This window comes from Niveibacterium microcysteis (assembly GCF_017161445.1).
GTDB lineage: Bacteria > Pseudomonadota > Gammaproteobacteria > Burkholderiales > Rhodocyclaceae > Niveibacterium > Niveibacterium microcysteis.
The window spans coordinates 53,400-78,587 of the sequence record NZ_CP071060.1; the positions used below are offsets into that span (position 1 = coordinate 53,400).

The 25,188-nt window shown below is 67.7% G+C and carries 20 protein-coding genes; 15 read left to right on the plus strand and 5 right to left on the minus strand.

The genetic code is table 11. The features are described 5' to 3' along the window. Window positions 1-5: 5 nt before the first annotated feature. The 3 genes from JY500_RS00225 to JY500_RS00235 are packed head-to-tail and all read left to right on the plus strand — an operon-like array spanning window position 6 to window position 3,129. The gene (locus JY500_RS00225) at window positions 6-1,415 is read left to right on the plus strand and encodes a TonB-dependent receptor (RefSeq protein ID WP_206254658.1); all 1,410 of its coding nucleotides are present in this window, start codon (window positions 6-8) and stop codon (window positions 1,413-1,415) included. Window positions 1,416-1,435: 20 nt separating this feature from the next. Beyond that, window positions 1,436-2,335 carry a metal ABC transporter substrate-binding protein gene (locus JY500_RS00230; RefSeq protein ID WP_172202036.1) on the plus strand — a complete coding sequence of 300 codons (900 nt, stop codon included), beginning with the start codon at window positions 1,436-1,438 and terminating at the stop codon, window positions 2,333-2,335. Then, window positions 2,332-3,129 carry a metal ABC transporter permease gene (locus tag JY500_RS00235; protein WP_246479728.1) on the plus strand — a complete coding sequence of 266 codons (798 nt, stop codon included), beginning with the start codon at window positions 2,332-2,334 and terminating at the stop codon, window positions 3,127-3,129. The genes JY500_RS00230 and JY500_RS00235 overlap by 4 nt, the downstream gene beginning before the upstream one ends. Window positions 3,130-3,133: 4 nt before the next feature. Here JY500_RS00235 and JY500_RS00240 read toward each other — a convergent pair whose 3' ends face one another. Then, on the minus strand, window positions 3,134-3,466 hold the full coding sequence (locus JY500_RS00240; protein WP_206254659.1) for a hypothetical protein: 333 nt from the start codon (window positions 3,464-3,466) through the stop codon (window positions 3,134-3,136). 235 nt (window positions 3,467-3,701) lie between these two features. Between JY500_RS00240 and JY500_RS00245 the strand changes: the two genes are divergently transcribed. Further along, complete coding sequence (locus tag JY500_RS00245) at window positions 3,702-5,315, plus strand: sensor domain-containing diguanylate cyclase (RefSeq protein WP_206254660.1); 1,614 nt, start codon at window positions 3,702-3,704, stop codon at window positions 5,313-5,315. A 34-nt stretch (window positions 5,316-5,349) separates the two neighbouring features. On the opposite strand, the gene JY500_RS00250 is transcribed toward JY500_RS00245, so the two are convergent. The 3 genes from JY500_RS00250 to JY500_RS00260 form a co-directional block, all read right to left on the minus strand. Next, on the minus strand, window positions 5,350-6,570 hold the full coding sequence (locus tag JY500_RS00250; RefSeq protein ID WP_172202030.1) for a TCR/Tet family MFS transporter: 1,221 nt from the start codon (window positions 6,568-6,570) through the stop codon (window positions 5,350-5,352). Between the two features lie 58 nt (window positions 6,571-6,628). After that, window positions 6,629-7,921, minus strand: a complete 1,293-nt coding sequence (locus JY500_RS00255; RefSeq protein ID WP_206254661.1) for a ferredoxin reductase family protein — start codon at window positions 7,919-7,921, stop codon at window positions 6,629-6,631. A gap of 90 nt (window positions 7,922-8,011) precedes the next feature. Beyond that, window positions 8,012-10,363 (minus strand): fatty acid cis/trans isomerase, encoded by a 2,352-nt coding sequence (locus JY500_RS00260; protein ID WP_206254662.1) that lies wholly within the window; start codon window positions 10,361-10,363, stop codon window positions 8,012-8,014. A gap of 108 nt (window positions 10,364-10,471) precedes the next feature. Between JY500_RS00260 and JY500_RS00265 the strand changes: the two genes are divergently transcribed. The 8 genes from JY500_RS00265 to JY500_RS00300 all read left to right on the plus strand — a co-directional run bounded on the left by JY500_RS00265 (window position 10,472) and on the right by JY500_RS00300 (window position 17,406). Then, window positions 10,472-10,900 carry a gamma-butyrobetaine hydroxylase family protein gene (locus JY500_RS00265; RefSeq protein WP_206254663.1) on the plus strand — a complete coding sequence of 143 codons (429 nt, stop codon included), beginning with the start codon at window positions 10,472-10,474 and terminating at the stop codon, window positions 10,898-10,900. 10 nt (window positions 10,901-10,910) lie between these two features. Continuing rightward, window positions 10,911-11,648, plus strand: a complete 738-nt coding sequence (gene ubiE / locus JY500_RS00270) for a bifunctional demethylmenaquinone methyltransferase/2-methoxy-6-polyprenyl-1,4-benzoquinol methylase UbiE (RefSeq protein ID WP_206254664.1) — start codon at window positions 10,911-10,913, stop codon at window positions 11,646-11,648. 110 nt (window positions 11,649-11,758) lie between these two features. After that, window positions 11,759-12,652: a Tim44 domain-containing protein gene (locus JY500_RS00275; RefSeq protein ID WP_172202020.1), complete on the plus strand. Its 894-nt coding sequence runs from the start codon at window positions 11,759-11,761 to the stop codon at window positions 12,650-12,652. A gap of 5 nt (window positions 12,653-12,657) precedes the next feature. Then, window positions 12,658-13,260 carry a ubiquinone biosynthesis accessory factor UbiJ gene (locus JY500_RS00280; protein ID WP_172202018.1) on the plus strand — a complete coding sequence of 201 codons (603 nt, stop codon included), beginning with the start codon at window positions 12,658-12,660 and terminating at the stop codon, window positions 13,258-13,260. 282 nt (window positions 13,261-13,542) lie between these two features. After that, window positions 13,543-14,394 carry a M23 family metallopeptidase gene (locus tag JY500_RS00285; protein WP_172202016.1) on the plus strand — a complete coding sequence of 284 codons (852 nt, stop codon included), beginning with the start codon at window positions 13,543-13,545 and terminating at the stop codon, window positions 14,392-14,394. Between the two features lies 1 nt (window position 14,395). After that, window positions 14,396-14,761, plus strand: a complete 366-nt coding sequence (locus tag JY500_RS00290; RefSeq protein WP_206254665.1) for a hypothetical protein — start codon at window positions 14,396-14,398, stop codon at window positions 14,759-14,761. Window positions 14,762-14,842: 81 nt separating this feature from the next. Continuing rightward, the gene (locus JY500_RS00295; RefSeq protein ID WP_172202012.1) at window positions 14,843-15,307 is read left to right on the plus strand and encodes a bactofilin family protein; all 465 of its coding nucleotides are present in this window, start codon (window positions 14,843-14,845) and stop codon (window positions 15,305-15,307) included. A 149-nt stretch (window positions 15,308-15,456) separates the two neighbouring features. Then, window positions 15,457-17,406, plus strand: a complete 1,950-nt coding sequence (locus tag JY500_RS00300) for a S9 family peptidase (protein WP_206254666.1) — start codon at window positions 15,457-15,459, stop codon at window positions 17,404-17,406. 55 nt (window positions 17,407-17,461) lie between these two features. Here JY500_RS00300 and JY500_RS00305 read toward each other — a convergent pair whose 3' ends face one another. Then, window positions 17,462-17,932, minus strand: coding sequence for a Dps family protein (locus tag JY500_RS00305; protein ID WP_172202008.1), 471 nt, complete (start codon window positions 17,930-17,932; stop codon window positions 17,462-17,464). A gap of 214 nt (window positions 17,933-18,146) precedes the next feature. Between JY500_RS00305 and JY500_RS00310 the strand changes: the two genes are divergently transcribed. From JY500_RS00310 to JY500_RS00320, 3 genes are read left to right on the plus strand one after another with little or no spacing between them, the layout of a single operon-like run. Then, entirely contained in the window at window positions 18,147-19,286 is a 1,140-nt protein-coding gene (locus JY500_RS00310; protein ID WP_206254667.1) for a response regulator transcription factor, read from the plus strand. Between the two features lie 17 nt (window positions 19,287-19,303). Continuing rightward, window positions 19,304-20,350 (plus strand): HD domain-containing phosphohydrolase, encoded by a 1,047-nt coding sequence (locus JY500_RS00315; protein WP_206254668.1) that lies wholly within the window; start codon window positions 19,304-19,306, stop codon window positions 20,348-20,350. Window positions 20,351-20,365: 15 nt separating this feature from the next. Continuing rightward, window positions 20,366-25,183 carry a PAS domain S-box protein gene (locus JY500_RS00320; RefSeq protein ID WP_206254669.1) on the plus strand — a complete coding sequence of 1,606 codons (4,818 nt, stop codon included), beginning with the start codon at window positions 20,366-20,368 and terminating at the stop codon, window positions 25,181-25,183. The last annotated feature ends 5 nt before the right edge of the window (window positions 25,184-25,188 follow it).

Sequence of the window (25,188 nt, forward strand, 5' to 3'; positions counted from 1 at the left end):
CATCGATGTTTCAACGGAAACTCCTGTCCGCGAGCCTGCTGCTCGCGCTGACCACCCCTGTTCACGCGGCCGAAAGTGCCGACGTGGCGAAGCTGCGCAAGGAAATCGAAGCGATGCGCGCGAACTACGAATCGCGCATCCAGGCGCTTGAAAAGCGGCTTGAAACCGCCGAAGCACGTAGCGCCGCACCTGCGGTGGCCGTGGCTCCGAGCGTGGCGCCGGCCACGGTGACCGAACCCGCTGTGGCTGCACCGCAGGCAACGCCGGTGGCCGCCGCACCGCAGTCGAGCGATAGCGCCTTCAACCCGGCCATTTCGCTGATCCTGGCCGGCCAGTACACCTACACCAAGCGCGATCCGGCCAACTACGCGATCACCGGCTTCCCGGTGCCGTCGGATGCCGAAATCGGGCCCGGCGATCGCGGCTTCAACCTTGGCGAATCGGAACTCGGCTTGTCGGCCAATATCGACCACCGCTTTCGTGGCGTCGCGAACATCGCGCTGCACGGCGACAACTCGCTGTCGGTGGAGGAAGCGTATGTGCAGACGATGGGCCTCGATCACGGTTTGGGCCTGAAGGTCGGCCGCTATCTTTCCGGCATCGGCTACCTCAACGAAACCCACGCCCACACCTGGGATTTCGTCGACGCGCCGCTTGCCTACCAGGCCTTCGTAGGCGGCCAGTACGGCGACGATGGTGTCCAGCTGCGCTGGCTGGCGCCGACCGACACCTACCTCGAATTCGGTGCCGAACTCGGCCGCGGTCGCGCCTTCCCCGGTAGCGATGCGGGCGGCAACGGGGCCGGTGGCGGCGCGGTGTATGGCCATATCGGCGGCGACATCGGCGAGAGCCACAGCTGGCGCGCGGGCCTTTCCTACCTGCAGGCCAAGGCGAAGGAGCAGTTGTGGGAAGTCGCTGACCTCGCCGGCAACAGCGTCAGCAACGCCTTCACCGGCGACACGCGGCTTTGGATTGCGGACTTCGTGTGGAAGTGGGCGCCGATGGGCAATGCCACGGTGCAGAACTTCAAGCTGCAGGGCGAATACCTGCGCCGCAGCCAGAAGGGCGATCTCGCCTACGACACCGCGGGCGCCAACAGCAGCGATGCGTATCGCAGCACGCAGTCCGGCTGGTATCTGCAGGGCATCTACCAGTTCATGCCGCAGTGGCGCGTTGGCCTGCGCGGCGAGCAACTGCAGCACGGCACGGTGGACTACGGCCTCAACGCCGCGAGCCTCGCCGCCAGCAGCTACGACCCGGCACGTGCAAGCCTGATGCTGGACTACAACCCGAGCGAGTTCTCGCGCATCCGCCTGCAATTCACCCGCGATCTGTCGCGCGAAGGCCTCGCCGACAGCCAGGCCTTCATCCAGTACCAGATGAGCCTCGGCGCGCACGGCGCGCACACCTACTGAGCCACCACGGAGCACCGGACATGAAGAAACTCTTTGCCGCCACGCTGCTGATCGCAGCCGTCACCCCGGCCTCTGCCGCGCTCAAGGTCCTCGCCTGCGAGCCCGAATGGGGCGCCCTGGTACAGGAGCTCGGGGGCGACAAGGTCGACGTCACCCTCGCCACAACCGCATTGCAGGACCCCCACCATGTGCAAGCCAAACCCAGCCTGATCGCGCGTGCCCGCAATGCCGAGCTGCTCGCCTGCACTGGCGCTGGGCTTGAGATCGGCTGGCTGCCGGTGCTGATCCAGCAATCGGGCAACGCCGCAATCCAGCCGGGCAAGCCGGGCAACTTCGCAGCGTCCGACTTCGTGCAGAAGCTCGATGTGCCGACACGGGTCGACCGCGCCGACGGCGATGTTCACCCCGAAGGCAATCCGCACATCCAGACCGATCCGCGCAACATCGCCAAGGTGGCCGTGGCGCTCGCGCAAAGGCTGGAGCAGATCGACCCCGCCAACCGCGCCACCTATCAACAGCGCGCGCAGGACTTCGCCAAGCGCTGGGATGCCGCACTCGCGCGCTGGTCGGCGCAGGCGGCGCCGCTGCGCGGCACGCCTATCCTGGCCCAGCACAAGGCCTGGACCTACATGGAGAACTGGCTCGGCCTGCAATACGTGGATGCGCTCGAACCGAAGCCGGGCGTCGAGCCCACCGCGGCCCACCTGCAGGAAATCCTCACGCGCCAGAAGGACCGCCCGGCCAAGCTGATCGTGTACGCCGCCTATCAGGACGCCCGTTCCGCCGACTGGCTCGCGGAGCGCGCGAAGATCCCGGCGGTGCAACTGCCCTTCACGGTCGGTGGCACGCCGGCCGCGAAAGACCTGTTCGGCCTGTTCGACGACACCATCGCGCGCCTGCTCAAGGGAGCCGGAAAATGATCGACCTCTCGGCGCTCGATCTGTCCATCCTCGGCCCGGCGTTCGTCGCCGGCCTGCTGGTGCTCGCCACCCATGTGCCGATGGGCATGCAGGTGCTCGATCGCGGCATCGTCTTCATCGACCTCGCGATCGCGCAGATCGCCGGGCTCGGCGTGATCGCCGCCGACTTCATGGGCTGGGAGCCGCAGGGCTTGATGGTCCAGGTGGCGGCGGTCGCCGCCGCACTGGCCGGGGCGTTGCTGCTGACCTTCACCGAGCGGCGCGCAGGTCGCCATCAGGAGGCGCTGATCGGCGTGCTCTTCGTGCTCGCTGCGAGCGGCGGGCTGCTGCTGCTCGCGAGCAATCCGCACGGCGGCGAGCACCTGAAAGACCTGTTGGTTGGCCAGATCCTGTGGGTCAGCCCGAAGCAGATCGGCTGGCTCGCGGTGCTGACGGCGGTGTTGCTGGTCCTGTGGTTCGGCGGCGCACGCAAGCGCGGCAGCTTCGTGTTCTACGCACTGTTCTCGATCGCGGTAACCGCATCGGTGCAGGTCGTCGGCGTGTATCTGGTGTTCTCGAGCCTGATCATCCCGGCGCTCGCCACGCGTGAGCTGAGCGGCACGCCCCGCCTGCTGGCGGCGTGGGCGCTCGGGGCGGTTGGCTATGCGCTGGGTCTGGCCGCCTCGGCGGTGTTCGACCTGCCCTCGGGGGCGGTGGTGGTCTGGGTGCTGGCGGTGGCTGCGGTGATGCTTGCGATGCTGGTGCGCCCGCGGACGGCGGACGTGGCGCCAGCGCCGCTGACCGAAATACGTTAGCCAGTCAGCACGCGAATTCGCCGCCGCAGTGCAGCCATACCGCGATTGTCAGGCCCACCGCCGCCATCAGGTTGAGGCCGGGTAGCAACGCGATGCGGACCGCCCGGCGGCGGGTGCGGCTGTGGTTGAGCGACATCCGGCTCCACGCGAGTGCGACGATGTAGGTCAGCGGGTAGAGCCACACGCACACCAGCATCAGCACAAGGTAGTTGTCGTTGACGGCGCCGCTGCCCTCGAAAAGCGTGAGCGAGAAAGTCGCCATGAAGGGCCAGCCGATCAGGGTCAGGCCGAAGATCAGGTTCAGCGCGAGCACCGTCTCGCGTTTCGTGCTTTGCATCAAGCACCTCCTTAGCCAGGCTTGGGGTTGCCTTTGCAGTGGGCACGCAAACCGTGTGCCACGCCTGAGCGGAGCCTGTGGCGCCAGTTTCCGCCGCAACGGCCGCCGCCGTCCGTGACGGATCGCGCGCTGCGCGGCATCGGGGTCAAGCCCGGTGGTGCGGGGCCGTAAACCGTCGTATGTCCCTGCGCTCCGCACGATTCCGGCTCCGCCTGCGCGCATTTCGGAGCACGCCATGCCACTGATCGCGCGCCTGATCCTTGGCGTTGTCGGCGTGCTCGCCGTCGCCGTGCTGTTGGCGGCACGCTTGCTCACGAGCGGCATCGGTGCCAGTTATGTGCAGATCGAACGCGAGGCGGCCGAGCACGAAACCGAGCGCCTGGTGAACGCGCTGGAAATCGAGGCCCGCTCGCTCGGTCAACTGTTGCTTGGCTGGGCGCACTGGAGCGAGCTGTACGGCTATGTTGCGGCGCCCAGTGCGGCCTTCCGTGCCGAGAACCTTCAGCCCACGGTGCTGGTCCCCTCGGATCTGGCCTGGGTGCTGGTGATCGGGCCGGATGGCCATGTCATCGACGCGATTGCGGCACCAGCGACGAAGGGCGCGGCGCCCGATCTTTCGCCCCTCAAATCCCCGTCCAGCCCGTTGCTGCGCACGCTGACCGGCCCGATCGCGGCTGACGCGAGCCAGTGCGGGGTTGCGCGCCTCGGCGCGGAGAACTTCCTCACCTGCCGCATGGCGATCCGCGATACCGCGGTGTCGCAACCGCCGCGCGGCGTGGTCGTGATTGCGCGCCGCTTCGATGCCACGCTGATCCAGCGCGTGAAGGCGGAAAGCCATATCGACTTCACGCTGGCGCCGCCCTCCGGGCCGGCCGTCAGCCCCGACATCACCGGCTCGCCGATCACATCGCCAGTGTTCGGCCGTGCCTCGCCGGTGATCCGCTCGACACCCAACACGCTGGAAGTGCGTCATGCCGTTTCGGATCTGGGCGGCGGGGTGTTCGGCGAACTGGTGATGAGCCTGCCGCGCGAGATCAGCGCACTGGGCCGCAGCAGCCTCGCGCATGTCGGCCTGAAGCTGCTGGCTGTGGCGGCGCTGTTCGCGGTGGCGCTGGTGTTCGTGCTCGATCGCGTACTCGTCTACCGGCTGCGCAAGCTCTCGGGCGAGATCGACCGCATCTGGCAGCAGAAGGACTGGACGCTGCGTGTGACGGAGAGCCGGAGCGACGAGATCGGCCACCTTGCGGCGCACACCAATGCCTTGCTCGCGGTGATTGGCGAACAGCTGCGCGACCTTGAACTGCGTGCCACCACCGATTCGCTGACCGGCCTGGCAAACCGGCGGGCGTTTGACGAACGTCTGGCGCTTGCGCTGCGCCGCCAGCAGCGCACCGGCGCTGGTCTCGGCCTGGTGATGCTGGATCTGGACAGCTTCAAATCCTTCAACGACCGCTACGGCCATGCTGCCGGCGACCATGCGCTACAGAAGGTTGGCGAGGTGATGCGCGGTGCGGCGGCGCGTGCCACCGACCTGTGCGCACGGCTGGGCGGCGAGGAATTCGCGATCCTGCTCGAAGATGCGGACAGCGCCGTCGTCATGAATGTCGCCAAGCATGTGCGCTTCACGATCGAATCGATGAACATCCCGCACAAGAACTCGCAGCACGGTCGGCTGACGATCAGCATCGGCGTTGCGCTGCATGAGTACGGCGAAGATGGCGAGAGCTTCTACATGCGCGCCGACGCCGCGCTGTATCGCGCCAAGGAAGGCGGCCGCAACCGGATCGAGCTCGCGCGCGAGGGGCTGCCGGTGGTGATCGAGTCGCCCGGCAACACCAGCCGCATCTGACGCGGTGGCGTCGGGCCCGGCGTCAGGCCTGGTGTCAGGCTGTTTCGCGCCGCGTCACGCGGGCGCCCAGTACGAGCGCCACCAGCGTAACGGCGGCGGCCAGCAGCATTGCTGCACCCGGCAGATGCCAGCCGACAGCGGGGTCGATCGAGGCCGCGAACACCAGGCTGAAGGTGCCCGGCGCGAGCAGCCCGACCAGGGCCGACATGCTGCTGTTGGCGCCTTGCAGTTGCCCCTGTTCCTGCGGGCTGACATGGCGCGTCATCAGCGCCTGCAGTGCGGGGCCGAAGAAACCCATCGCCGCGAACACCGGCAGGCCGGCCCAGAACCAGAAACCGGTGGGGGCCAGTCCGTACACCGTGAAACCGGCGACGCCCGCTGCCAGCCCCAGCAGCAGCGCGTTGCGCTCGCCAATCGCCGGCACCACCCGACGCACCAGTCCGGCCTGCACGATCACGTTGCAGATGCCGACCGCTGCGAGCGTGAGGCCCACCGTTTGCGCATTCCAGCCGTAGCGGTGGCCGGTGTAGAGCACGAAGGTCGACGGCAGCGCGTAGTGCGCGAACCAGTACAGCGCGTTCACACCGGCCAGCCCGAACAGCTCGCGGTGCGAGCGCAACAGCGTCAGCGCGCCGAGCGGGTTGGCGCGCTGCCATGAGAAGCGGGGCGAGCGGCGTTCGCGCGGCAGGGATTCGGGCAGCACGAAGAAGCCGTAGCCGAAGTTCGCCAGCGCCAATGCACCGGCGACCCAAAACGGCAGGCGCGGGTCGATGCCGCCGAGCAGGCCGCCGACCGCCGGCCCGACCACGAAGCCCAGGCCCCAGGCCGCGCCGATCATGCCGAAGGCGCCCGCACGCTTGTCCTGCGGCGTGACATCGGCGATGTAGGCGCCAGCGGTGGAGAAGCTCGCCGCGGTGATGCCGGAGATCACACGCCCGACGAACAGCCACCACAGCGTCGGCGCCAGCGCCATCAGCAGGTAATCGAGGCCCAGCCCGAGGCAGGAGATCAGGATCACCGGGCGGCGGCCGAAGCGGTCCGACAGCGCACCGAGTAGCGGCGAGAAGACGAACTGCATCAGCGCCCAGGCGGTCGAGAACAGGCCGTTGATCTCTGCCGCGCGGGCAGTGTTGCCACCCATGAAGGCTTCGATCAGCTTGGGCAGCACCGGGATCACGACGCCCAGCGCGAGCACGTCGAGCACCACGGTGATGAAGATGAAGACGACGGTGGCGGTGCGCGGGGCTGGGCTCACGGCGGGCTCGGCGACAGGAAAGCGCCGATTGTGGCAGAGGCCTCGCGCACCGGGTGTGTCAGCGCATCGCGAAGCGTTCGCTGTGGAAGGCGTCGCGCGGCAGGCCCAGCGCTTCGAGCCCGCTGCGCAGGGTCTGCGCAAAGCCGCTCGGGCCGCAAAACCAGACCCGCGCGCCGTCGAGCGAGCCGGTGGTGGCGGCGACGCGGTCGGCCGACAGCAGGCCGGCGCAATCGGCCGCCATGCGATGCAGCGTCACGCCCGCACGCGCACAGCGCGCCTCCAGGTCAGCCGGGAACATGGCTTCGCTGTGCTGCTGGGTGCAATACCAGAAATCCACCGGCCGCTTGGCGCCGCCCTGTGCCGCCAGCGCATCAAGCCGGGCGAGGAAGGGCGTGATGCCGATGCCGCCAGCGACCCAGATCTCGCGCTTGCCGTCGGCGCTGAAGTCGAAGCAGCCGTAGGGGCCTTCCAGTTCCACCGCCTGACCGGCCGCCAGGCGTGCCGCGAGCGTGTCGGTGTAGTCGCCGAGCGGCTTGATCACGAAGCGCGGGCGGCAGGGGTCGTCGGCCGAGGCGATCGTGAAGGGGTGCGGCCCTTCCAGCGCGTCGAACTTGAGGAAGGCGAACTGCCCGGCCCGATACCGCAGGCCCGGTGCCGGCAGCGCGAGGCGCAGGTCGATCAGCCCGCTCGGCGACACCGCGACCGATTCGATGCGGCCCTGGTGGGTGCGCGTCTTGCCGATGCGGCCGGCGAGCGACCACAACGCACCGGCACCGCCTACTGCTGCGGCGACGATCAACACCCAGCCTGCCGGCGCTGCGAGCCAGCTGTCCGGCATCAGCACCACTGCGTGGACGGCGCCGAAGAGGAACACGACGGCCAGTGCCTTGTGCACCCAGCGGAAGTAGCGGTAGGGAATGCGCTGCATCAGCGCGATAAGCACCAGCGCGATCAGCACGTAGAAGGCCCACTCGCCGCTGTCCTTGGCGAAGTCGATCAGCGCATTCTCGGGGCCGTGCGGGCCGCCGCGCGCGCGGCGCATCACCAGGCCCAGCTGCACCAGCCACTTCGCGCCGTTCTCGGCGAACCAGTGCAGGCCCAGCGTGACGCCGGCCGCGATGCCGAGCGACTTGTGCAGGCCGTAGGCCTTGTCCAGCCCGTTCAGGCGCTGTTCCAGCCAGCGCGGGCGGGTGGCGAGCAGGATCGCCGCGCTCATGGTGGCGAGGCCGAGCAGGCCGGTCAGCAGTACCGCTTCGCGGCGCCAGGCCCAGAAGCCGGCGCCGTTGGCGCTCGGGCTCATCAGCCAGGCGCCCGCCACGAGGGCGAGCAGGCCGTACAGATATCGATTCATGACGCATCTCCGGGGGAAGGATGGCGTCAGTGTCCGACTCCAAGCTTAAGCAGCGATTAACGCGGCACGGAGGCTGGCAGGTCGGGCCCCTCAGCGGTTCTCCAGCCGGTTGTAGTCGAGCAGGCCGCCGTCGATCGGCCCCTCACGCCGCATCGCGTCGTGCAGCGTATCGCTGAAGGCCCAGAAGTCCGGCCGCGTGCGGCGCACCGCGAAGCGGTCGGCCAAACGGCGGTAGTCCGCTTCCGAGGCGAGCCCACGTACCGCCTCGGTTAGCGCCGGTAGATCGGCAGCCTTGAGCTGGTAGAGCGCGTTCGGGTAGGCGCCGACGAAACCGGGCACCACGGTGAGGCGGTTTTCGTCGGGTGCCAGCGCCTTGGATTCGCGCAGCAGGTGGGTCACGTTGAAGTGGCCGGTGTCGCGCAGCAGCGAGAAGTAGTGCGGGCGGCCCGCGGCGTCGCTCACTTCGAGGTAGGCGACCTCGGGCATCCAGTCGAGGCTGGCGCCCTGCACCGCGGCCAGCGCTTGCAGGGGGCGGCGCAGCGCGACGTCGGGGTAGGTGTCGAGCGCGAGCCGGGTGTCGAGCGCAGGGCCGAGGCGCTTCTTCAGCAGCGTGAACAGCTCGGTCTTCGGGTCGTCGCTGCGGAAAGGCACGGCGGTTTCGACGCCGGCATCCATGCCCAGCACCCGCTTGAGGGCGTCGCCGTCGTGGCGATACCAGTACGACAAGGTGTCCTTGCGGGCGGCCTGCGGCAGCATCATTGCGAAGTTGGTTTCGCCTTCCATGCGCAGGAAGTCCATGTACAGCCGGCTGTGCAGCTGGTGGCCGATGTTCCCGTAGATGTCGAAGCCGGCCGAGAGCAGGTAGAAGACCCGCTCGAACAGGTTGTAGCCCATCACCCAGGCGGTTTTCGGCGGCTCGCCGACGAGGCCTTTGACCACGGTGGCGCTGTCGAAGTGGCGGAAGATCGTCAGCGCGGCGTTGGTGTTGTGGCCGTCGCCGTCCCAGATCGTCGTGAGTGCCGGGCCGCCACGCTTTTGCGCCACTTCGCGCAGCGCCGCGGTGCGCGCACGCACGAATTCCTCTTCCTGCTCGGCGTAGGCGCGCCACGGTTTCAGCAGGCCTGCGTCGCTGCCCCAGGCGGCCGGCAGTTTCAGTTTGGCCGCCTCGCGTTGCACCCGCTCGCTGGCATCGCTGACCGCGCCCTCATCCGGGTCGGTGAAGAAGACCCAGAAACGGTCTTCGATCACGTCCAGCGCGAGTTGCCCGCGGCACACCGGGCCCTTGATGAAGTTCATGACGAAGAACTGCGCTTCGTCGAGCAGGAAGCGATGGCGCGAATTGACCGGAAGCTCGTGGAAAGTGGCGAGCGGATTCGCGGCCGTCTGCGCGGTGTAGCCGGGCAGCGTATCGACGGTGTAGTCCGGCTTTAGGAACCAGCCGCGATACTTCGCCATGCGTTCGGCGTCGAGCCGGTAGGGCATGTGGGTCTTCGCGACGATCGGCTCCTGATCGCGCTGCAGGCGGTAGAAGACGCGTATCACGCCGGGGTCGTCGAAGGGCCGGCGGGTGGCGACGAGCTGGATCGGCTGGCCCGGCGGCGTGGCGCTGCGCACCAGCTTGTAGGCGTTGGCGTCCTTCGCGTTGCTGACGTACAGATGCCCGAGGAACAGGTGTTCGTACAGGTAGCGGCTCATCAGCCGTTCCTTGTTCGAATCGCCGTTCAGAAAGCGTTCCCAGTTGTCGACCTCGCGTTGCTCTGCCGCAGGTACTGGCGCCGGGCCTTCGTCCGGTGCGCCCTGTTCGAGCCAGCGGGCGACCAGATCGAACTCGGCTTGCGTCAGGCCGGGCAGGCCGTAGGGCATGCCGGCGAGCGGCTTGTCCCGCGCGTAGTCCTCGAAGTTCTCGATGCGCGGGCAGCTCTGCTTGCGATCGAGCCCGAAGTCGAAGTCCTTAGGCAGCACATCCACCTGCGGCAAGGGGTGCGCCTGCTTCAGCGCCAGTGCGCGGTACAGCAGGCTCGCGGTGTGGTTGGCGGCGGGCGTGGCTTCACGCTCGTTGAGCACCGGCGCGAAGCCCTTTTCGCGCCACTCGGAGGCCCGCAAGGCATCGGCAAACAGGCGTGTCGTCGGCGCTTCGTTCAGGCGCGTGCCGTCGTACACCAACTCCGGGCTGATGCCCCGCGCGATGCCTTCCCAGCTGCCGAGCTTGAGTTGGCAGGGGGCGTCGTAGCAGGCGTGGCACACCACGCAGCGCTGGCCCAGCAGCGGCTGGATCTGGCGCCGGTAGCTGACTTGCCCTGCGCTCGGTGCCACCGCGTGGTCATAGCGTGTCGGATCGGCCGGCGCGTGTTCGCGCTCGAAGGCTTCGCGGGCAAGCATGCCGCAGCCGGCCAGCAGCAGCGTGGCGAGCAGGATCAGACGGGTCGGAGACAGGACAGGCATCGGTTTGCGGGGCCGGGGAACAGGAGCGCGCGATGGTAACCCGCCGACCCGGCGCCGCCGCTGGGGTAAACTGCCCGGCTTGCACGAAAGCGTGCGCGGAGGCCACCCATGAGCGGACTCGATACCGATACCCCGATCCCGACCGATATTCGCCTGCATCAGCGCTCGCGCCTGCTTGAGATCGCGTTCTCAGATGGCGAGCGCTTCGAGCTGCCCTGCGAATACCTGCGCGTCTATTCGCCGTCGGCTGAAGTGCGCGGCCATGGCGAAGGTCAGGAAGTGCTGCAGACCGGCAAGCGCGATGTGAACATCAGCGCGATCGAGCCGGTCGGCCACTATGCGGTGAAGCTCGTCTTCACCGACGGGCACGACAGCGGGCTCTATACCTGGGATTACCTGTACCAGCTGGGCGCGCGGCACGAACCGCTGTGGGCCGAATACCTGCGCCGCCTCGAAGAGGCCGGCGCGAGCCGCGACACTGAAACGCCGAAGGCGCCCAAGGGCGGCTGTGGGTCGGGCAGTTGCGGCAGCCATTGAGGAATTGACGATGAACGACAAGACCACGCACTTCGGCTACGAAACCGTTGCCGAGAGCGAAAAGGCCAAGAAGGTTGCCGGGGTGTTCACCTCGGTGGCGCAGAAGTACGACGTGATGAACGACCTCATGTCGATGGGCATGCACCGGCTGTGGAAGAAGTTCACGATCGACATCGCCAACGTGCGTCCCGGCGAGCGCGTGCTCGACGTGGCCGGCGGTACCGCCGACCTCTCGCTGGCGTTTGCCAAGGGCGTCGGCGACACCGGCCAGGTGTGGCTGACCGACATCAACCACGCAATGCTGGCCGTCGGCCGCGACCGTGTGCTCGACAAGGGTTTCAACCTGCCGACCGCGCAGTGCGATGCCGAAAAGCTGCCTTTCGCTTCGGACAGTTTCGATTTGGTCACCGTGGCCTTCGGCCTGCGCAACATGACGCACAAGGACGTCGCGCTGGCCGAGATGCGCCGCGTGTTGCGCCCGGGCGGCCGCCTGCTGGTGCTCGAGTTCTCCAAGATCTGGAAGCCGCTCGCGCCGGTGTACGACGCCTACTCCTTCAAGCTGCTGCCGTGGATGGGCAAGAAGGTCGCCAACGACGCCGACAGCTACCGCTACCTCGCCGAATCGATCCGCATGCACCCGGATCAGGACGCGCTGGCCGACATCATGCGCGGCGCCGGGCTCGAACGCGTGCAGTACTTCAACCTCGCGGCTGGCGCGGTGGCGCTGCATCGCGGCTACAAGTTCTGATTCCGTTACCGCAAGTGCCAAGGGTTTGGCTTTCGCGGCCAGCCCTTGAACTTGTCGTGCTCGCTCGCATCTAACAGCCCGACCCCACTGACACGAAAGTAGTCCAACGAATGAAACGTCTGATGATCGCGGTGTTTGCAATCTTCATCGGTAGCGCGATGGTTGTGGCGGATGCCGAGGCCAAGCGCCTGGGCGGCAGCCGTTCGATCGGCATGCAGCGCACACCGGCCACTGCACCGGCGCGCCCGGCTACCCCGCCGCAGGCCGCGCCGCAACCGGCATCGCCGACTGCTGCCAAGCCGGGCGTCACGCCGCCGGCGGCGCAACCCTCCGGCTGGCGCAAGTGGGCGGGCCCCTTGGCTGGCCTCGCCGCCGGTATCGGGCTGGCTTCGCTGCTGTCGCACTTCGGCGTCGGCGGTGACTTTGCCGGCATCCTGCTTGCCGTGCTCGCGGCCGGTGTCGTGTTCATGCTGATCCGCCGTTTCATGGCCAGCAAAGCACCGCAGCAGGCTTCGCCGATGCAGTACGCCGGTGCGGGTGCGCCGTACAACGCACAGGCTGATCGCCCGGTCGTGACTTCGATTGGCGGCGGCGCTGCGCCGCTCGCCGCCGAGCCGGTGGCCAACACGCTGCCAGCCGGGTTCGATGCCGAGGGTTTCACCCGCAATGCCAAGGTTCAGTTCGTGCGGTTGCAGGCGGCCAACGACGCCGGCAACCTCGACGACATCCGCGAATTCACCACGCCGGAAATGTTCGCCGAGTTCAAGCTCGACATCGACGAGCGTCGCGGCGCGGCGAACCAGACCGACGTGATCCAGCTCGATGCTGAAGTGCTCGAAGTGGCTGAGGAAGGCAATCGCTACATTGCCAGCGTGCGTTTCCACGGCCTGCTGCGCGAAGAGAAGGATGCCCCGCCCTCCGGCTTCAACGAGGTCTGGCACCTGACCAAGCCGGTTGCCGGCAACGGCGGCTGGGTGCTGGCGGGTATCCAGCAGGTCGCCTGAACGCGATGAGCGAAGTCGCTCGTCCGACGCTCCCCAGCAACGCCTTTGCGCGCCTGCTGGGGCACTTGTTGGCGCGCAATGCCTGGGCGCGCGAACGGCTGCTGCCTTTCGCCGGACGCCGCGCCCACCTGGCGCTGGGCGCGGTGGCGGTGGATTTCGTGATCGGCGATAACGGCCAGATCGCAGCCTGCGCGGAAGCGGACGATGCCGATGTGCGGCTTGCTTTGCCGGCCGGCGCCCTGGCTGAACTGCCGGACGGTCCTGATGCCCTGTTCCGCCAGGCGCGCATTTCGGGCGACGCGCATTTCGCCGAAACCCTGGGCTTCGTGCTGCGCAACCTTGAGTGGGATGCCGAGGAAGACCTCTCGCGCATCGTTGGCGACCCGCTTGCGCATCGGCTGCATCAGGGCGCTCGTGAGTTTGCCGGCTGGGGCCGGCAAGCGGCGCGCAACCTGGTCGACAACCTGCGCGAATACGCGATCGAAGAAGCGCGCCTGACACCGCCACGGCCTGAGCTGGAGGCCTTCGGCCGCGACGTGGCCGCGCTGCGCGACGACCTTGCGCGGCTTGGGAAGCGGATAGAGCGGATCGAACGCGGCAGCGCCTGAACACGGCGCGAACTGCTCTGCCTGAAGACACAAACGCCCCCGGATACGGGGCGTTTTTCATTGCGCTGCCGCATGCAATGGCTTGATCCAGCTCGACTTTCTGCTTGACGGCGGCATTGCGCGTCGGTGGCTTTTACACTTAAAGTCGCGCTTTCCACCCGCTCGTCCGAGGTCATCAGCTGCCAACGCCAGGCGCTGCCACCCGGACAGCCCCGGCCCCTCCGGCAATCCCGGCCCGGGCGCGAGACACCAAAAGTAGATCCAAGGGAGGGAGACAAAAGAATGGCGTTTGTGATGCTGTCCACCGGCGGGCTGACCGCCTCGGGGGTGCGCACGCTGTCGACCCGCACCCTGCTGGTCGCCGGCCTTGGCGTGGCCGCCCTGCTGCTGACGCTTGGCGCCGTGCTTGGCTACCTGATGGCCGGTGGCTCGCCCGCTGCACTGCCGAAGCTGCCCTCTTTCCGGCAGAACCCCTACACCGTTGAGCAGCTCGGCGCGATCGCCGGGCGTGTGTTCAAGCTCGAAAACGAGGCCGCCCATCTTGGCCGCAAGATTGGCGTACTCGAAGACTACGAGAAGAAAACCCAGGGCAAGGGTGGCAGCGGCGGCCCGATGCTGCCGCCGCGCGTGATCAGCAGCCATGACCCGATGGCCGAGCTGGATGCCGCACTCGCGCGTGTCGAATCGCAACTGAGCGAGATCGGCCAGGTCACCGCACAACGCAACCTTGGCCTCATGACCTTCCCCAGCCGTCGCCCGATCGAAAGCGTCGAAATCGGCTCGACCTTCGGCAACCGTGTCGATCCGATCACGCGGCGGCTGGCCTTTCATGCAGGGCTGGACTTCACTGCTGACCCGGGTACGCCGATCCGCGCGGCCGCGGGCGGCGTTGTCGCGTTTGCCGGCTGGAGCCCGGATTTCGGCTGGGTGGTGGAACTGGACCACGGCAACGGCCTGATGACGCGCTACGCCCATGCGTCGAAGCTGCTCGTGAAGACCGGGCAACTCGTCGAGCCGCGCCAGGAGATCTCGCGTGTTGGCTCCACCGGCCGTTCGACCGGGCCGCATCTGCACTTCGAGGTGATCCGCGACGGCGAGTATGTCGACCCGCGCGACTACCTCGCCGGGCTTTGACATGGCGATCCCGTTCCGCGCCGGCCGCACGCGCCAGCTGACCCATGCCGGCCTGGTGTTGTCGCGCCGCAAGCGGCCGACCACGCATCTGGCGATCGGCGTGCTCAGCGGCATCGTCGTTGCAGGCTTGCTGGTTGGCGGCTTCCTGCTGTTCGCGCCGGAAAGCGCCAACGTGCGCGAGCTGGCCGAGGCACGCAGCGAACTGCGAACGCTGCACAAGGCGCTGGAGGACAGCACCTTGCGCTCGCGCATGAGCGAGGCGCGTGCAAACGAGCTGGAGCGCCAGGTCGATGGCCTCAATGAACGCATCCGTGCGCTGGAAGATGAAGTGACCTTCTTCCGCAAGGCGCAGGAGGGTCGGCGCTAGCCGCCACCCACCATCCGATTCCATGATGCGCCGGCCAACGGTTGGCACCGGCGCGCGACACACCATTGCAGGAGACCCCCGATGTTCGGCAAGAGCAAGAAACCGCACCTGATCGAAGTCAGCAAACTCTCGAGCCTGATCGCCGAAGACGTCGAGATCACCGGCGATATCGTGTTCGGCTCCGGCCTGCGCATCGACGGCACGCTCAAGGGCAATGCGATGGGCAAGGACGGCGACAGCAAGAAGGAGAAGAGCCTGCTGGTGCTGTCGGACAAGGGCCGCATCGAAGGCAGCGTGCGTTGCTACGACGCGGTGATCAACGGCACCGTGATCGGCGATCTCGAAGTCGAACACTTCCTCGAACTGCAGCCGAAGGCGCGCGTCTCCGGCACGATCCGTTACCACAAGCTTCAGATGGAAGTGGGCGCCGGCGTGCAGGGCACGATTACCCAGGTTGGCGGCGACGCCTTGCGCGACAACGTGGTCGAACTGCCCGCCGAGAAGGCGGACAAGGGCGACAAGGCCGAGCGCGCGCGCAGCGCCTGAGGGCGCCGAAAAAGCGGTGATCGCCCGACGCAGCGGGGCACTTCGGTGCCCCGTTGTCTTTTGTGGCGTCGCTCGTCCTACAATCGCGCTTCGCGACTTCCCGGCCGTGCGGCAACGCGCGGCAGCCCCGAAAGATGGAGCCTGTACCGATGTCCCGCATCCCGAAACTCGCGCTGCTCTTGTTGCTGGGCGCCCCGCTGTTCGCGGCCCCGGCCAGCGCACAGACCGACTACGCCGGCCTTGGTGCCGAATCGGTCAGCCCGGCGACGCTTGAGCAATTCCGCCCGAAGCCACTGCCGCCCGAAGTCTCGCGCCGCATCCAGTCGATGCTGGATCTGCGCGCACCGGGCACCGGCTTGCTGGCGCCGGATGGCAAGCGCCTGTTCTTCAGCTGGCGCGTCAGCGGCAGCGATCAGGTGTGGCGGCTCGATGGCCCGGATCGCTTCCCGGTACAGATGACCGGCGGCGAAGACCGCACCCTGCCGCTGGCAGTGACGCCGGACGGCAAGTGGCTGGTCGTATCGCGCGATCGCAAGGGCGAGGAAAACCCGGGCATCTACCTGCAAGCGGTGGGCGGCGGCGCCTTGAAGATGGTGCAGCACCTGCCGAAGGTGCAGTCGCGCTTCGGCGCGATCAGCCGTGACAGCCGCTTCCTCTACTTCACTGCCAACGACCAGAAGCCCGACAGTTATGCGGTCTATCGCTACGACATCGCAAGTGGCGAGAAGGTGCAGATCTTCAACGAGGCCGGGTTGTGGAACGTGGCCGATCTGGCCGACGACGGCACCCTGCTACTGGTGAAGTACACCGGCTCGCAATCGCGTGAATACGTGGTGCTCGAACGCGGTGGGCGCGTCACGACGCTGTTCGGCCAGGGCGAGAAGGAGAACTACGAGGCGCAGTTCGGTGCCGCGCCCGGTGAGTTGCTGGTGAGCACCAACAAGTTCGGCAATTTCCAGCGCCTCTACCGCTGGCGCGCCGGCAACTTCACGCCGATTACCGGTGAGCTGAAGTGGGATGTCGAATCCTTCGGCACCGACCATGCGCGCAAGCGGCTGTACTACACGGTGAATGAAGCCGGCTACAGCCGAACCCATGCGATCGACCTGAAGACCGGCAAGCCGCTCGCGCTACCCTGGCCGGCCGACGCGGACCACCAGCTGGTTGGATCTGCGACACCGGATGGCCGTTTCGTGACGCTTGCCGTCGGCACGCCGAAGGCACCGCGCCAGAGCTATGTGTGGGACTGGCAGACGAAGAAACTGACGCGCTGGATCACGCCGTCGGCACCGGAAGAAGATACCGGCCGCTTCGTCACCGCACGGCTGGAGAGCTACCCGGCCCGCGACGGCACGCCGATCCCGATGTTCGTACGCCGCCCGCCGCAGTGCGAAGGCGCCGAGGCGCCGGTTTGCCCGGTGCTGGTGCACTTCCACGGCGGCCCGGAGGCACAGTCTCGCCCCGGCTTCTCGCCGCTGTGGCAGATGTTCGTCGATGCCGGTTTCATCGTCGTCGATCCGAATGTGCGGGGCTCCGACGGTTACGGGCGCAACTGGCTCGACGCCGACAACGGCTTCAAACGGCTCGATGTGATCACCGACATCGAGGACGCGTCTAAGTACATCCGCAGTGCCTGGGCGAAGAACGGCGTGGTGCCTAAGGTCGGCGTGTTCGGCGGCAGCTACGGCGGCTATTCCACGCTGATCGCGATGACGATGTTCGCCGGTGCCTACGATGCAGGCGCCTCGGCGGTCGGCATGGCGAACCTGCTGACCTTCCTGCAGAACACTGCACCGTATCGTCGCCAGCTGCGCATCACCGAGTATGGCGACCCGGAGAAGGATCGCATCGCGCTGCTGAAGCTCTCGCCGACCACCTACATCGACCGCCTGAAGGCGCCGCTGCTGATCAGCCAGGGCGCGTCGGATCCGCGCGTGCCGGTCGGCGAGGCGGTGCAGATGTATGAGGCCGCGAAAGCCAAAGGCGCCAAGGTCGAACTGATGATCTTTGCCGACGAGGGCCATGGCACCGCCAAGCGCGAGAACCAGGCGCTCGAATGGGGCCACATCCTGCGCTTTTTCCAGCAGCACCTGCAGTAAGCGGCCCAGCGCGGCCCGCGACACACGCCCCCGCCGAGTCGGGGGCGTTTTCGTTTCAGCTCTCCAGCAGGCTGCGCAGCATCCAGGCGTTCTTCTCATGCACCTGCATGCGTTGCGTCAGCAGGTCCGCACTCGGGCCGTCGTGCGCCGAATCCGCGAGCGGAAACACATGCCGCGCGGTGCGCACCACCGACTCTTGCCCGGCCACCAGATGGCGGATCATGTCGAGTGCCGACAGCCCGTCGGCCGGCTCGCCGATCGAGCTCAGGCGTGCATACGCCGAGTAGGTGCCGGGCGCGGGATGGCCGAGTGCGCGGATCCGCTCGGCGATCAGGTCCACCGCCAGCGCCAGTTCGGTGTACTGCGCCTCGAACATCAGGTGCAGCGTGTTGAACATCGGGCCCTTCACGTTCCAGTGGAAGTTGTGCGTGGTCAGGTAGAGCGTGTAGGTGTCCGCCAAAAGGCGTGACAGCCCGTCCGCGATGCGCGCGCGGTCGCTGTCGTTGATGCCGATATCGATGCTCATGCGGTTTCTCCTGCGTTTGTGCGCGATCGGCTGGCATCGCGCCCCGATCTGCCTACACTGAAGCCTAGACGCCCGCGTCTGCCCCGCCCAATTGAGGGTGTGGATGCTTCGCATAGTGCAGGGCTATCGTGACCGCCGCCGCGCCTGAAGCTGATACCCCTCAAGGCGGAACTCGATTCACCCGATAAGCATGGTGGGAAATCTGGGGGAAGCGATGCAAAACGAACATGACGTCGGGCTGGTGCTCGTCATCGATGACGATGCCCTGATCCGGGAGATGGTGACCGATGCGCTGGAGCCCGCCTGGCGCGTGGCCGGCGCGCAGGACGCGAGCCAGGGTTTGCACATGGCGGCCGAACTTCAGCCGGCCCTGATCCTGCTGGATGTGCAGATGCCGGGTATCGATGGTTTCGAGGCCTGCCGTCGGCTGAAGGACGATTTCGCGACTTCCGACATCCCGGTGCTGTTCCTCTCAGGCCTCAACACGCTGGAGGACCGGCTCGCGGGGCTGGAAGCTGGCGCAGAGGATTTCATCGCCAAGCCCTTCGACGCAATCGAGCTCAACGCGCGGGTGCAGGGCATCGTGCGCCAGCTCGCCGAGCGCAAGCGCCTTGCCGCAAGCGCCCAGAGCGCCTTCAGCACCGCTTTCACCGCGATGAGCAGCGCCGGTGAGCTGGGCGTGGTGATCGAATTCATGCGCAGCGGCTTTGGCTGCACCGACTACGATGCGCTCGCGACGGCGGTGTTCGCCGCGCTCACGCAGTATGGGCTGGATGGCGCGCTGAGCCTGCGTGGCAGCGCCGCGCCGCTGATCCGCACCTCTCAGGGCGAAGCCAGCGCGATGGAAGCGGGCGTGCTGGCACTGATGGGCGGGCAGGACCGAATCGTCAGCCTTGGCCGCCGCGCGGCCTTCAACTACCCCGGGGTAACGCTGCTGGTGAAGAACATGCCGCTCGACGACCCGGACCGCGCGGGGCGCCTGCGCGACCATCTCGCGATTCTGGCTGAGGCCGCCTCGGCGCGCGTTCGCGCGCTCGATGCCGACGCGGCGGTGCGGCTGCGCGAGCGCCAGTTGCGCGAGATGCTGGACGAGACGCGCCGGGCGATCGACGCCATCGAAGCGCAGCGGCGCGCGCAGCGCGGCGCCATCACGGTGGCGCTGGAAACCATGCTGCACGGCACCGAGCGCGAGTTCCTGCACATGGGCCTGAGTGAATCGCAGGAAGAACGCGTCGCGATGTTGCTGCGCGCGGCGACCTACGAAGTATCCAACGTCTACGACAGCGCGGACGACGCCAGCGCCGGCCTTCGCGCACTTGCCGCGCGCCTGGCGCAGGAGACCGGCACCGCATAAGCGGGGGAGGGCACATCATGTCCGCGAACGGCTACCACCTGCTGGTTGTCGATGACGATCCGCTCGCTCGAGCGGTGGCGAGCGACTGTCTCGACGAAGTGGGCATCCGTGTCACCGAATGCACCGACGGCGCCGCGGCCTTGGCCCTGCTGGGCTCGCAGCATTTCGACGCGGTGCTGCTGGACCGCCACATGCCCGGCATGTCGGGTGACGAAGTCTGTCGCAGGATTCGCCATGATCTGGGCGACGCAATGTTGCCGATCCTGATGCTCACCGGGGACTCCGGCAGCCAGGATCTCGCTGCCGCGCTCGATGCCGGCGCCACCGACTTCATCCGCAAGCCTTTCGATCCGGTGGAACTGCATGCGCGCGTGCGCGCGGCGGTCGAGCACAAACGCCTCACCGACCAGCTTGATAACGCGGAAACCATGCTCTTCGCGCTCGCCCGCATGGTCGAGGCGAAGGACGAGAACACCGGTGACCACTGCAGCCGGCTGGCGCACAACTCGGTCGAGTTCGGCCGTGCGCTGGGGCTCGCCGAAGCCGATCTGCAGGCCTTGCGCCGTGGTGGCGTGCTGCACGACATCGGCAAGCTGGGCATCCCGGACGCGATCCTGATGAAGCCGGCGAAGCTCACCGACGACGAATGGAAGGTGATGCGGCAGCACACGCTGATCGGCGCGCGGCTGTGCTCGCCGCTCAAGAGCATGGCGCGCACCGTGCCGATCATCCGCTCGCACCACGAGCGCTGGGATGGCAGTGGCTATCCGGATGGCCTCGCGGGCGAGGCGATTCCGCTGCTGGCGCGCGTGTTCCAGATCGTTGATATCTACGATGCGCTGGCCTATGCCCGCCCCTACAAGCCGGCCTTGCCGCAGACCGAGGTGCTGCGCATCCTGCGCGACGAGGGCGCGCGTGGCTGGCGCGACCCGCAGTTGCTTGCGGTCTTCCTCGACCTGTTGGCGCGCGACCCGGACATCTTCGCTTCGTCGGCCCCCGAGGCGGGCGATCTCGGCCGCGCGGTGTTCGCCGACATCGCCGGCCTGGGCCGCGGCGCGGGTTAGGCGGGCCGCGCAGCCGTGGTCGGCAGTACGCCCAAACCGAGGCTGTTCAGCTCGATTCGCGCCCGCCTGCTGGGCTGGCTGCTGCTGAGCAGTCTGGTGCCCACGGCGCTGACCGCCTATTTCGTCATTTCCAGCCTCGAAGAGCAGATCGGCAGTGCCACCGGCCAGCGTATGGACGAGGTGGCGCAGGGGCGCGAGCGGGCCTTGCGCGCATGGATCGAGCAGGTGCTCAACGACGGCCGCGTGTTCGCCGCGCTGCCGGCGACTGCTCAGTGTCTCGAAAGCCTGTCGCGCGCGCTCGACCGAGGCGACGCCGACAGCGCGGACTACCGCAAGCGCGATGCGGAGTGCCTCGCCACCCTCAATTTCATCGGCCTTTCCTTCCTCTACGACGTGATGCTGGTCGATCGCGACGGCCGCGTCGTGATGTCGCAGCAGAAGGAAACGCCCCCCTCCACTTCGCTCTTCGTGGGCGCCGCCACGTCGGGCGCGACGCGCCTCGCGCAGGGCCTGCATACCGCGATTGACGAGCAGGGTGCGAGCTTCGTGCCGCATGAGATGTATGCCCCCACCGGCGCGGAATCCGCCTTCGCCACGATACCGATCGTGCGCGGGGCGGAAGTGCTTGGCGTGCTGGTGCTGCAGCTCAACAACCGAGAATTCCTGCGGCCGCTCGAAGCCGGCATGGCCGACACCCGCAGCGGCGAGCTGTTGCTGCTGCGCCGGGAAGGCAAGGGCGAAGTGCTGGTGCTTACGCCACCGCGTGGCCATCCGGAGCTCGCCTTCACGCAACGCTTCAACCTGGCAGGCACGCGTGGCCTCAGTCTGCAGGCTGCACTCGCTGGCCCGGCTGGGCGCGGGCTGACGCAGGGCGACCGCGGCGAGCCGGTGTTCGCGGCGTGGCGCCCCTTGCCCGACTACGGCTGGGGCCTGGTGGCGCGCATCGGGGCGGAAGAAGCGCTGGCGCCGGTGCGCGCGATCAAGCTGGCCTTGCTGCCTATCGTCGCGGGCTTGCTGCTCGCCACCGCCGCGATCGCGATCGTGCTCGGCTGGCGCCTGGTGCGCCCGCTGCAGCGCTTTACCGCCTTCAGCCGGGAAGTGGCGGCGGGCAATCTGGGGGGCGAGGTGGGCTATGCCGGCCACGATGAACTGGGCGAGCTCGCGAGCACCTTGAACGCGATGTCAGCACGCCTGGCGTACTCGACGGCCTCGTTGCAGCGCGCGAAGGGCATGCTCGAGGTGCGCGTGGCCGAGCGAACCGCCGAGCTCACCGAGAAGGCGCAGAACCTCGAAGCGGCAGAGCGCGTCGCGAACCTGGGGCACTGGGAAACCGACTGGCGCAACGGGCGGCGCTACTGGTCACCGCAGGTCTATCGCATTCTCGGGCTGCGGCCCGGCAATCCCGATCCGGCTGCCTTCCGCCAGCGCATCCACAAAGACGATCGAGCCCTTGTGTCGGAAGTCATCGAACGCGCGTGTGCGGACGGCAAGCGCTTCTCGATCGAGTTTCGCCTTGCGATGGACGACGGCAGCATCCGCTGGGTGCGCGAGGAAGGCGACACCGCCCTCGACGATGAAGGGCGGCCCGCGAAGAGTGTCGGCATCGTCATCGACATCACCGAGCGCCAACTGGCGGAACAGGCCTTGCGGCGTTCCGAGGCGAGTGCCCGTTCGGTGCTGGAGGCTGCGCAGGAAGGCATCATCATCATCAGCCGGGCCGATCGCTCGATACTCTATGCGAACCCCGCTGCCGAGCGCATGTTCGGGCGCGGCAAGGATGAACTGCTCGGCTTCCCGACCACCGTGCTCTACCCGGAGGACGCGCGCAAACAGGTCGAGGCCGAGTTCAGCGCGCTGATCCGCGCCCACGGCGGGCGCGCGAGCAACCTGCCGGCGGTGCGCAGCAACGGCGAGCGCTTCGTGGTCGACATCTTCGCGTCGGAGATCCGCTACGAGGAGCGCGCGGCGATGTTCGGTTTCTTCACCGACGTGACCGAACTTCGCGCCGCAGAAGCCGAACGTGCGCGGCTCGAACAGGAGCTGATCGAGGCGCGCGCGCTGCGCGCCGAAGTGCGCGCCGAAACGATCCTCGATGCGGTGGACGAAGGTGTCGTCGAGGTCGATAGCGAAGGCCATGTTCGCTACATGAACCAGACCGCGCTGCGTACCTTTGGCGTAAGCGCGGAGGCGGTGATCGGGCGCCATTACCGCGATGCCGTGCCGCTGGAGATTCCCGATCATCCCGCCGATACGGACGGCCCGTTTGCGCATGTGCTGCGCACGGGCGAGCCGGTCTCGGGCGAGGGTGCGACAGTGCGCATGGCCGATGGCGGCGCGCTGCGCGCGGCCTACTACATCCGCCCGCTCGCGGCGGCGGCCGGCAGCGGCGTGTTGCTGGTGTTCCGCGACATCACCGAGCGCGAGCGCCAGCAGCTACGTCTGCAGTTGATGTCCAGTGCGGTCGAGCAGAGCGCCTCTGCGATCCTGATCACCGACACCGACGGGCACATCGAATATGTGAACCCGAAATTCTGCGCGCTCTACGGCTTCGAGCCGAGCGAACTGATCGGCGAGACGCCGCGTCGGCTCAAGTCCGGCCACACGACCGCGGCCGAGTATCAGGGCCTCTGGCGCACGATTCTGGGCGGTGGCGAATGGCACGGCGAATTCCTGAATCTGCGCAAGGACGGTGAAGCACGCTGGGTGGCCGCGGCGATCGCGTCGCTGCGCGATCCGGACGGCCGACCGACGCATTTCATCGGTGTGCATGAGGACATCACCGAACGCAAGGCGATCGAGTCGGAGCTCACGCAGGCGCGTGAGGTGGCGGAAACCGCCGCACGCGCGAAGAGCGAGTTTCTCGCCCGCATGAGCCACGAGATCCGCACGCCGATGAACGCCATCATCGGGCTGTCCGACCTCGCCCTGCAGGGCCCGCTGGCCTTGCGCGAGCGCGACTTCATCATCAAGGTGAATCGCTCCGCGCAATCGCTGCTGGGCATCATCAACGATGTGCTGGACTTCTCGCGCATCGACGCCGGCCGGCTCGAGCTCGAATCGGTCGAGTTCGCGCTCGACGATGTGCTGCAACACCTCGCCGACATGGTGCACACGCGGGTACATGACGGTGTCGAGCTCTACTTCGATACGCCGCCTGAGGTGCCGGCACGCTTCGTCGGCGATCCGCTGCGGCTCGGGCAGGTGCTCGTCAACCTTTGCAGCAACGCGACCAAGTTCACGCGTACCGGCTTCATCGCGGTGCGCGTCCGCTGCGTGGAGGCGACGCCGGGGACGGTGACGCTGGGCTTTGAGGTTGAAGACAGTGGCGACGGCATCCCCGCCGATCGCCTGCCGCTGCTGTTCGATGCGTTCTCGCAGGCCGAGGCCTCGATTGCGCGGCGCTTCGGCGGCTCTGGTCTCGGGCTGGCGATCTGTCGTCAGCTGGTGCGCCTGATGGGCGGCGAGATCCGGGTGCGCAGCACCGAAGGCGTTGGCAGTAGCTTCGCGTTTACGGTGCAACTGGGGCGGGTCGGCAGCGCAGCCGAGTTCCCGATGCCCGGCGCGCTGGTGGGCCGACGCGTGCTGTGGGCTGCACCACCGAGCCGCGGCCGCGAGCTGCTGCGCGAGCGCTGTGTGGAACTCGGGCTGGAGGTCTCGCTCGCCGACAGCATGCCGGCGCTGTGTCACGCGATCGACGCTGCACGTGAGCAAGGCTCGCCATACGACGTGCTGCTGGTCGACTGCGGCCTTCCGGGCGACGTGCTTCCTGCGTGGCGTTGTGCCGCGCCGCCGCCGCTTGTGAACGTGTGCAGCGGCAGTTCATGCGCCGAGTTCGAATTGCACCTCGCGACGACCGGCCTTTGCACCATTCAACGCCTTGACCGCCCGGTCACACGCAAGGCCCTTGTGGTCGCACTGACCAGGGCGCTCGGTTGTGAGGACGCGCCGGCACCCGAGGTGCGTCGGCACACCGCAGCCGAAGCGCTTGCTGCGCTTGCAGGCAGCCGCGTGCTGGTGGTCGACGACGCCGAACTCAATCAGGAAGTGGCGCGCGAATACCTGCAGAGCGTCGGCGTCAGTGTCGCGCTGGCGAGCAACGGCGCCGAGGCGGTCGCGATGCTGGCCCAGCAGCGTTTCGACGCGGTACTGATGGATTGCCAGATGCCGGTGATGGATGGCTATGCGGCAACACGCGCCCTGCGCCAGCAAGACGCACTGGCGAGTCTGCCGATCATCGCGCTCACGGCCAATGCGCTCGCCGGCGAACGCGAGCGGGTTCTGGAGGCAGGCATGAACGACTTCATCTCCAAGCCGGTCGATCCGGAGCGCTTGTTCGACGTGCTGATGCGCTGGATCGCGCCACTTACACCTCCGCTGGCCGCAGCGCCGGCTCGCGCATCGATGCCGGCCATGCTGTCGGCCGCCGCGGCGGGAACCGGCGGGGCCCCGGGGGGTACTTCAACGCCCCCCGACGGCGTGCCGCCGCTGCCGGGCGTCGATACCGCAGTGGGTCTCGCCCGCGCGATGGGGCGACCGAAGACCTACCTGAAGTACCTGCGCATCTTCCACGAATCGCACGCCGGCTTTGCGGCCAACTTCGACGCCGCGCGCAGCGTGGGCGACGCAGCGCTCGCACAGCGGCTTGCGCATACGCTGAAGAGCGGCGCCGCGAGCATCGGCGCGCTGGAGGTGGAAGCCGCCGCAATCGCGCTTGAGAGCCTGCTGCGCGAGGGTGGCGACGCCGCCGCGGTGAGCGCCGCACGCGACCGTCTGTGCGACGCCCTGACACCGCTGCTGGCGGCGCTCGCAGCGCTGCAGACGGCGACCGCCTGAGCGGC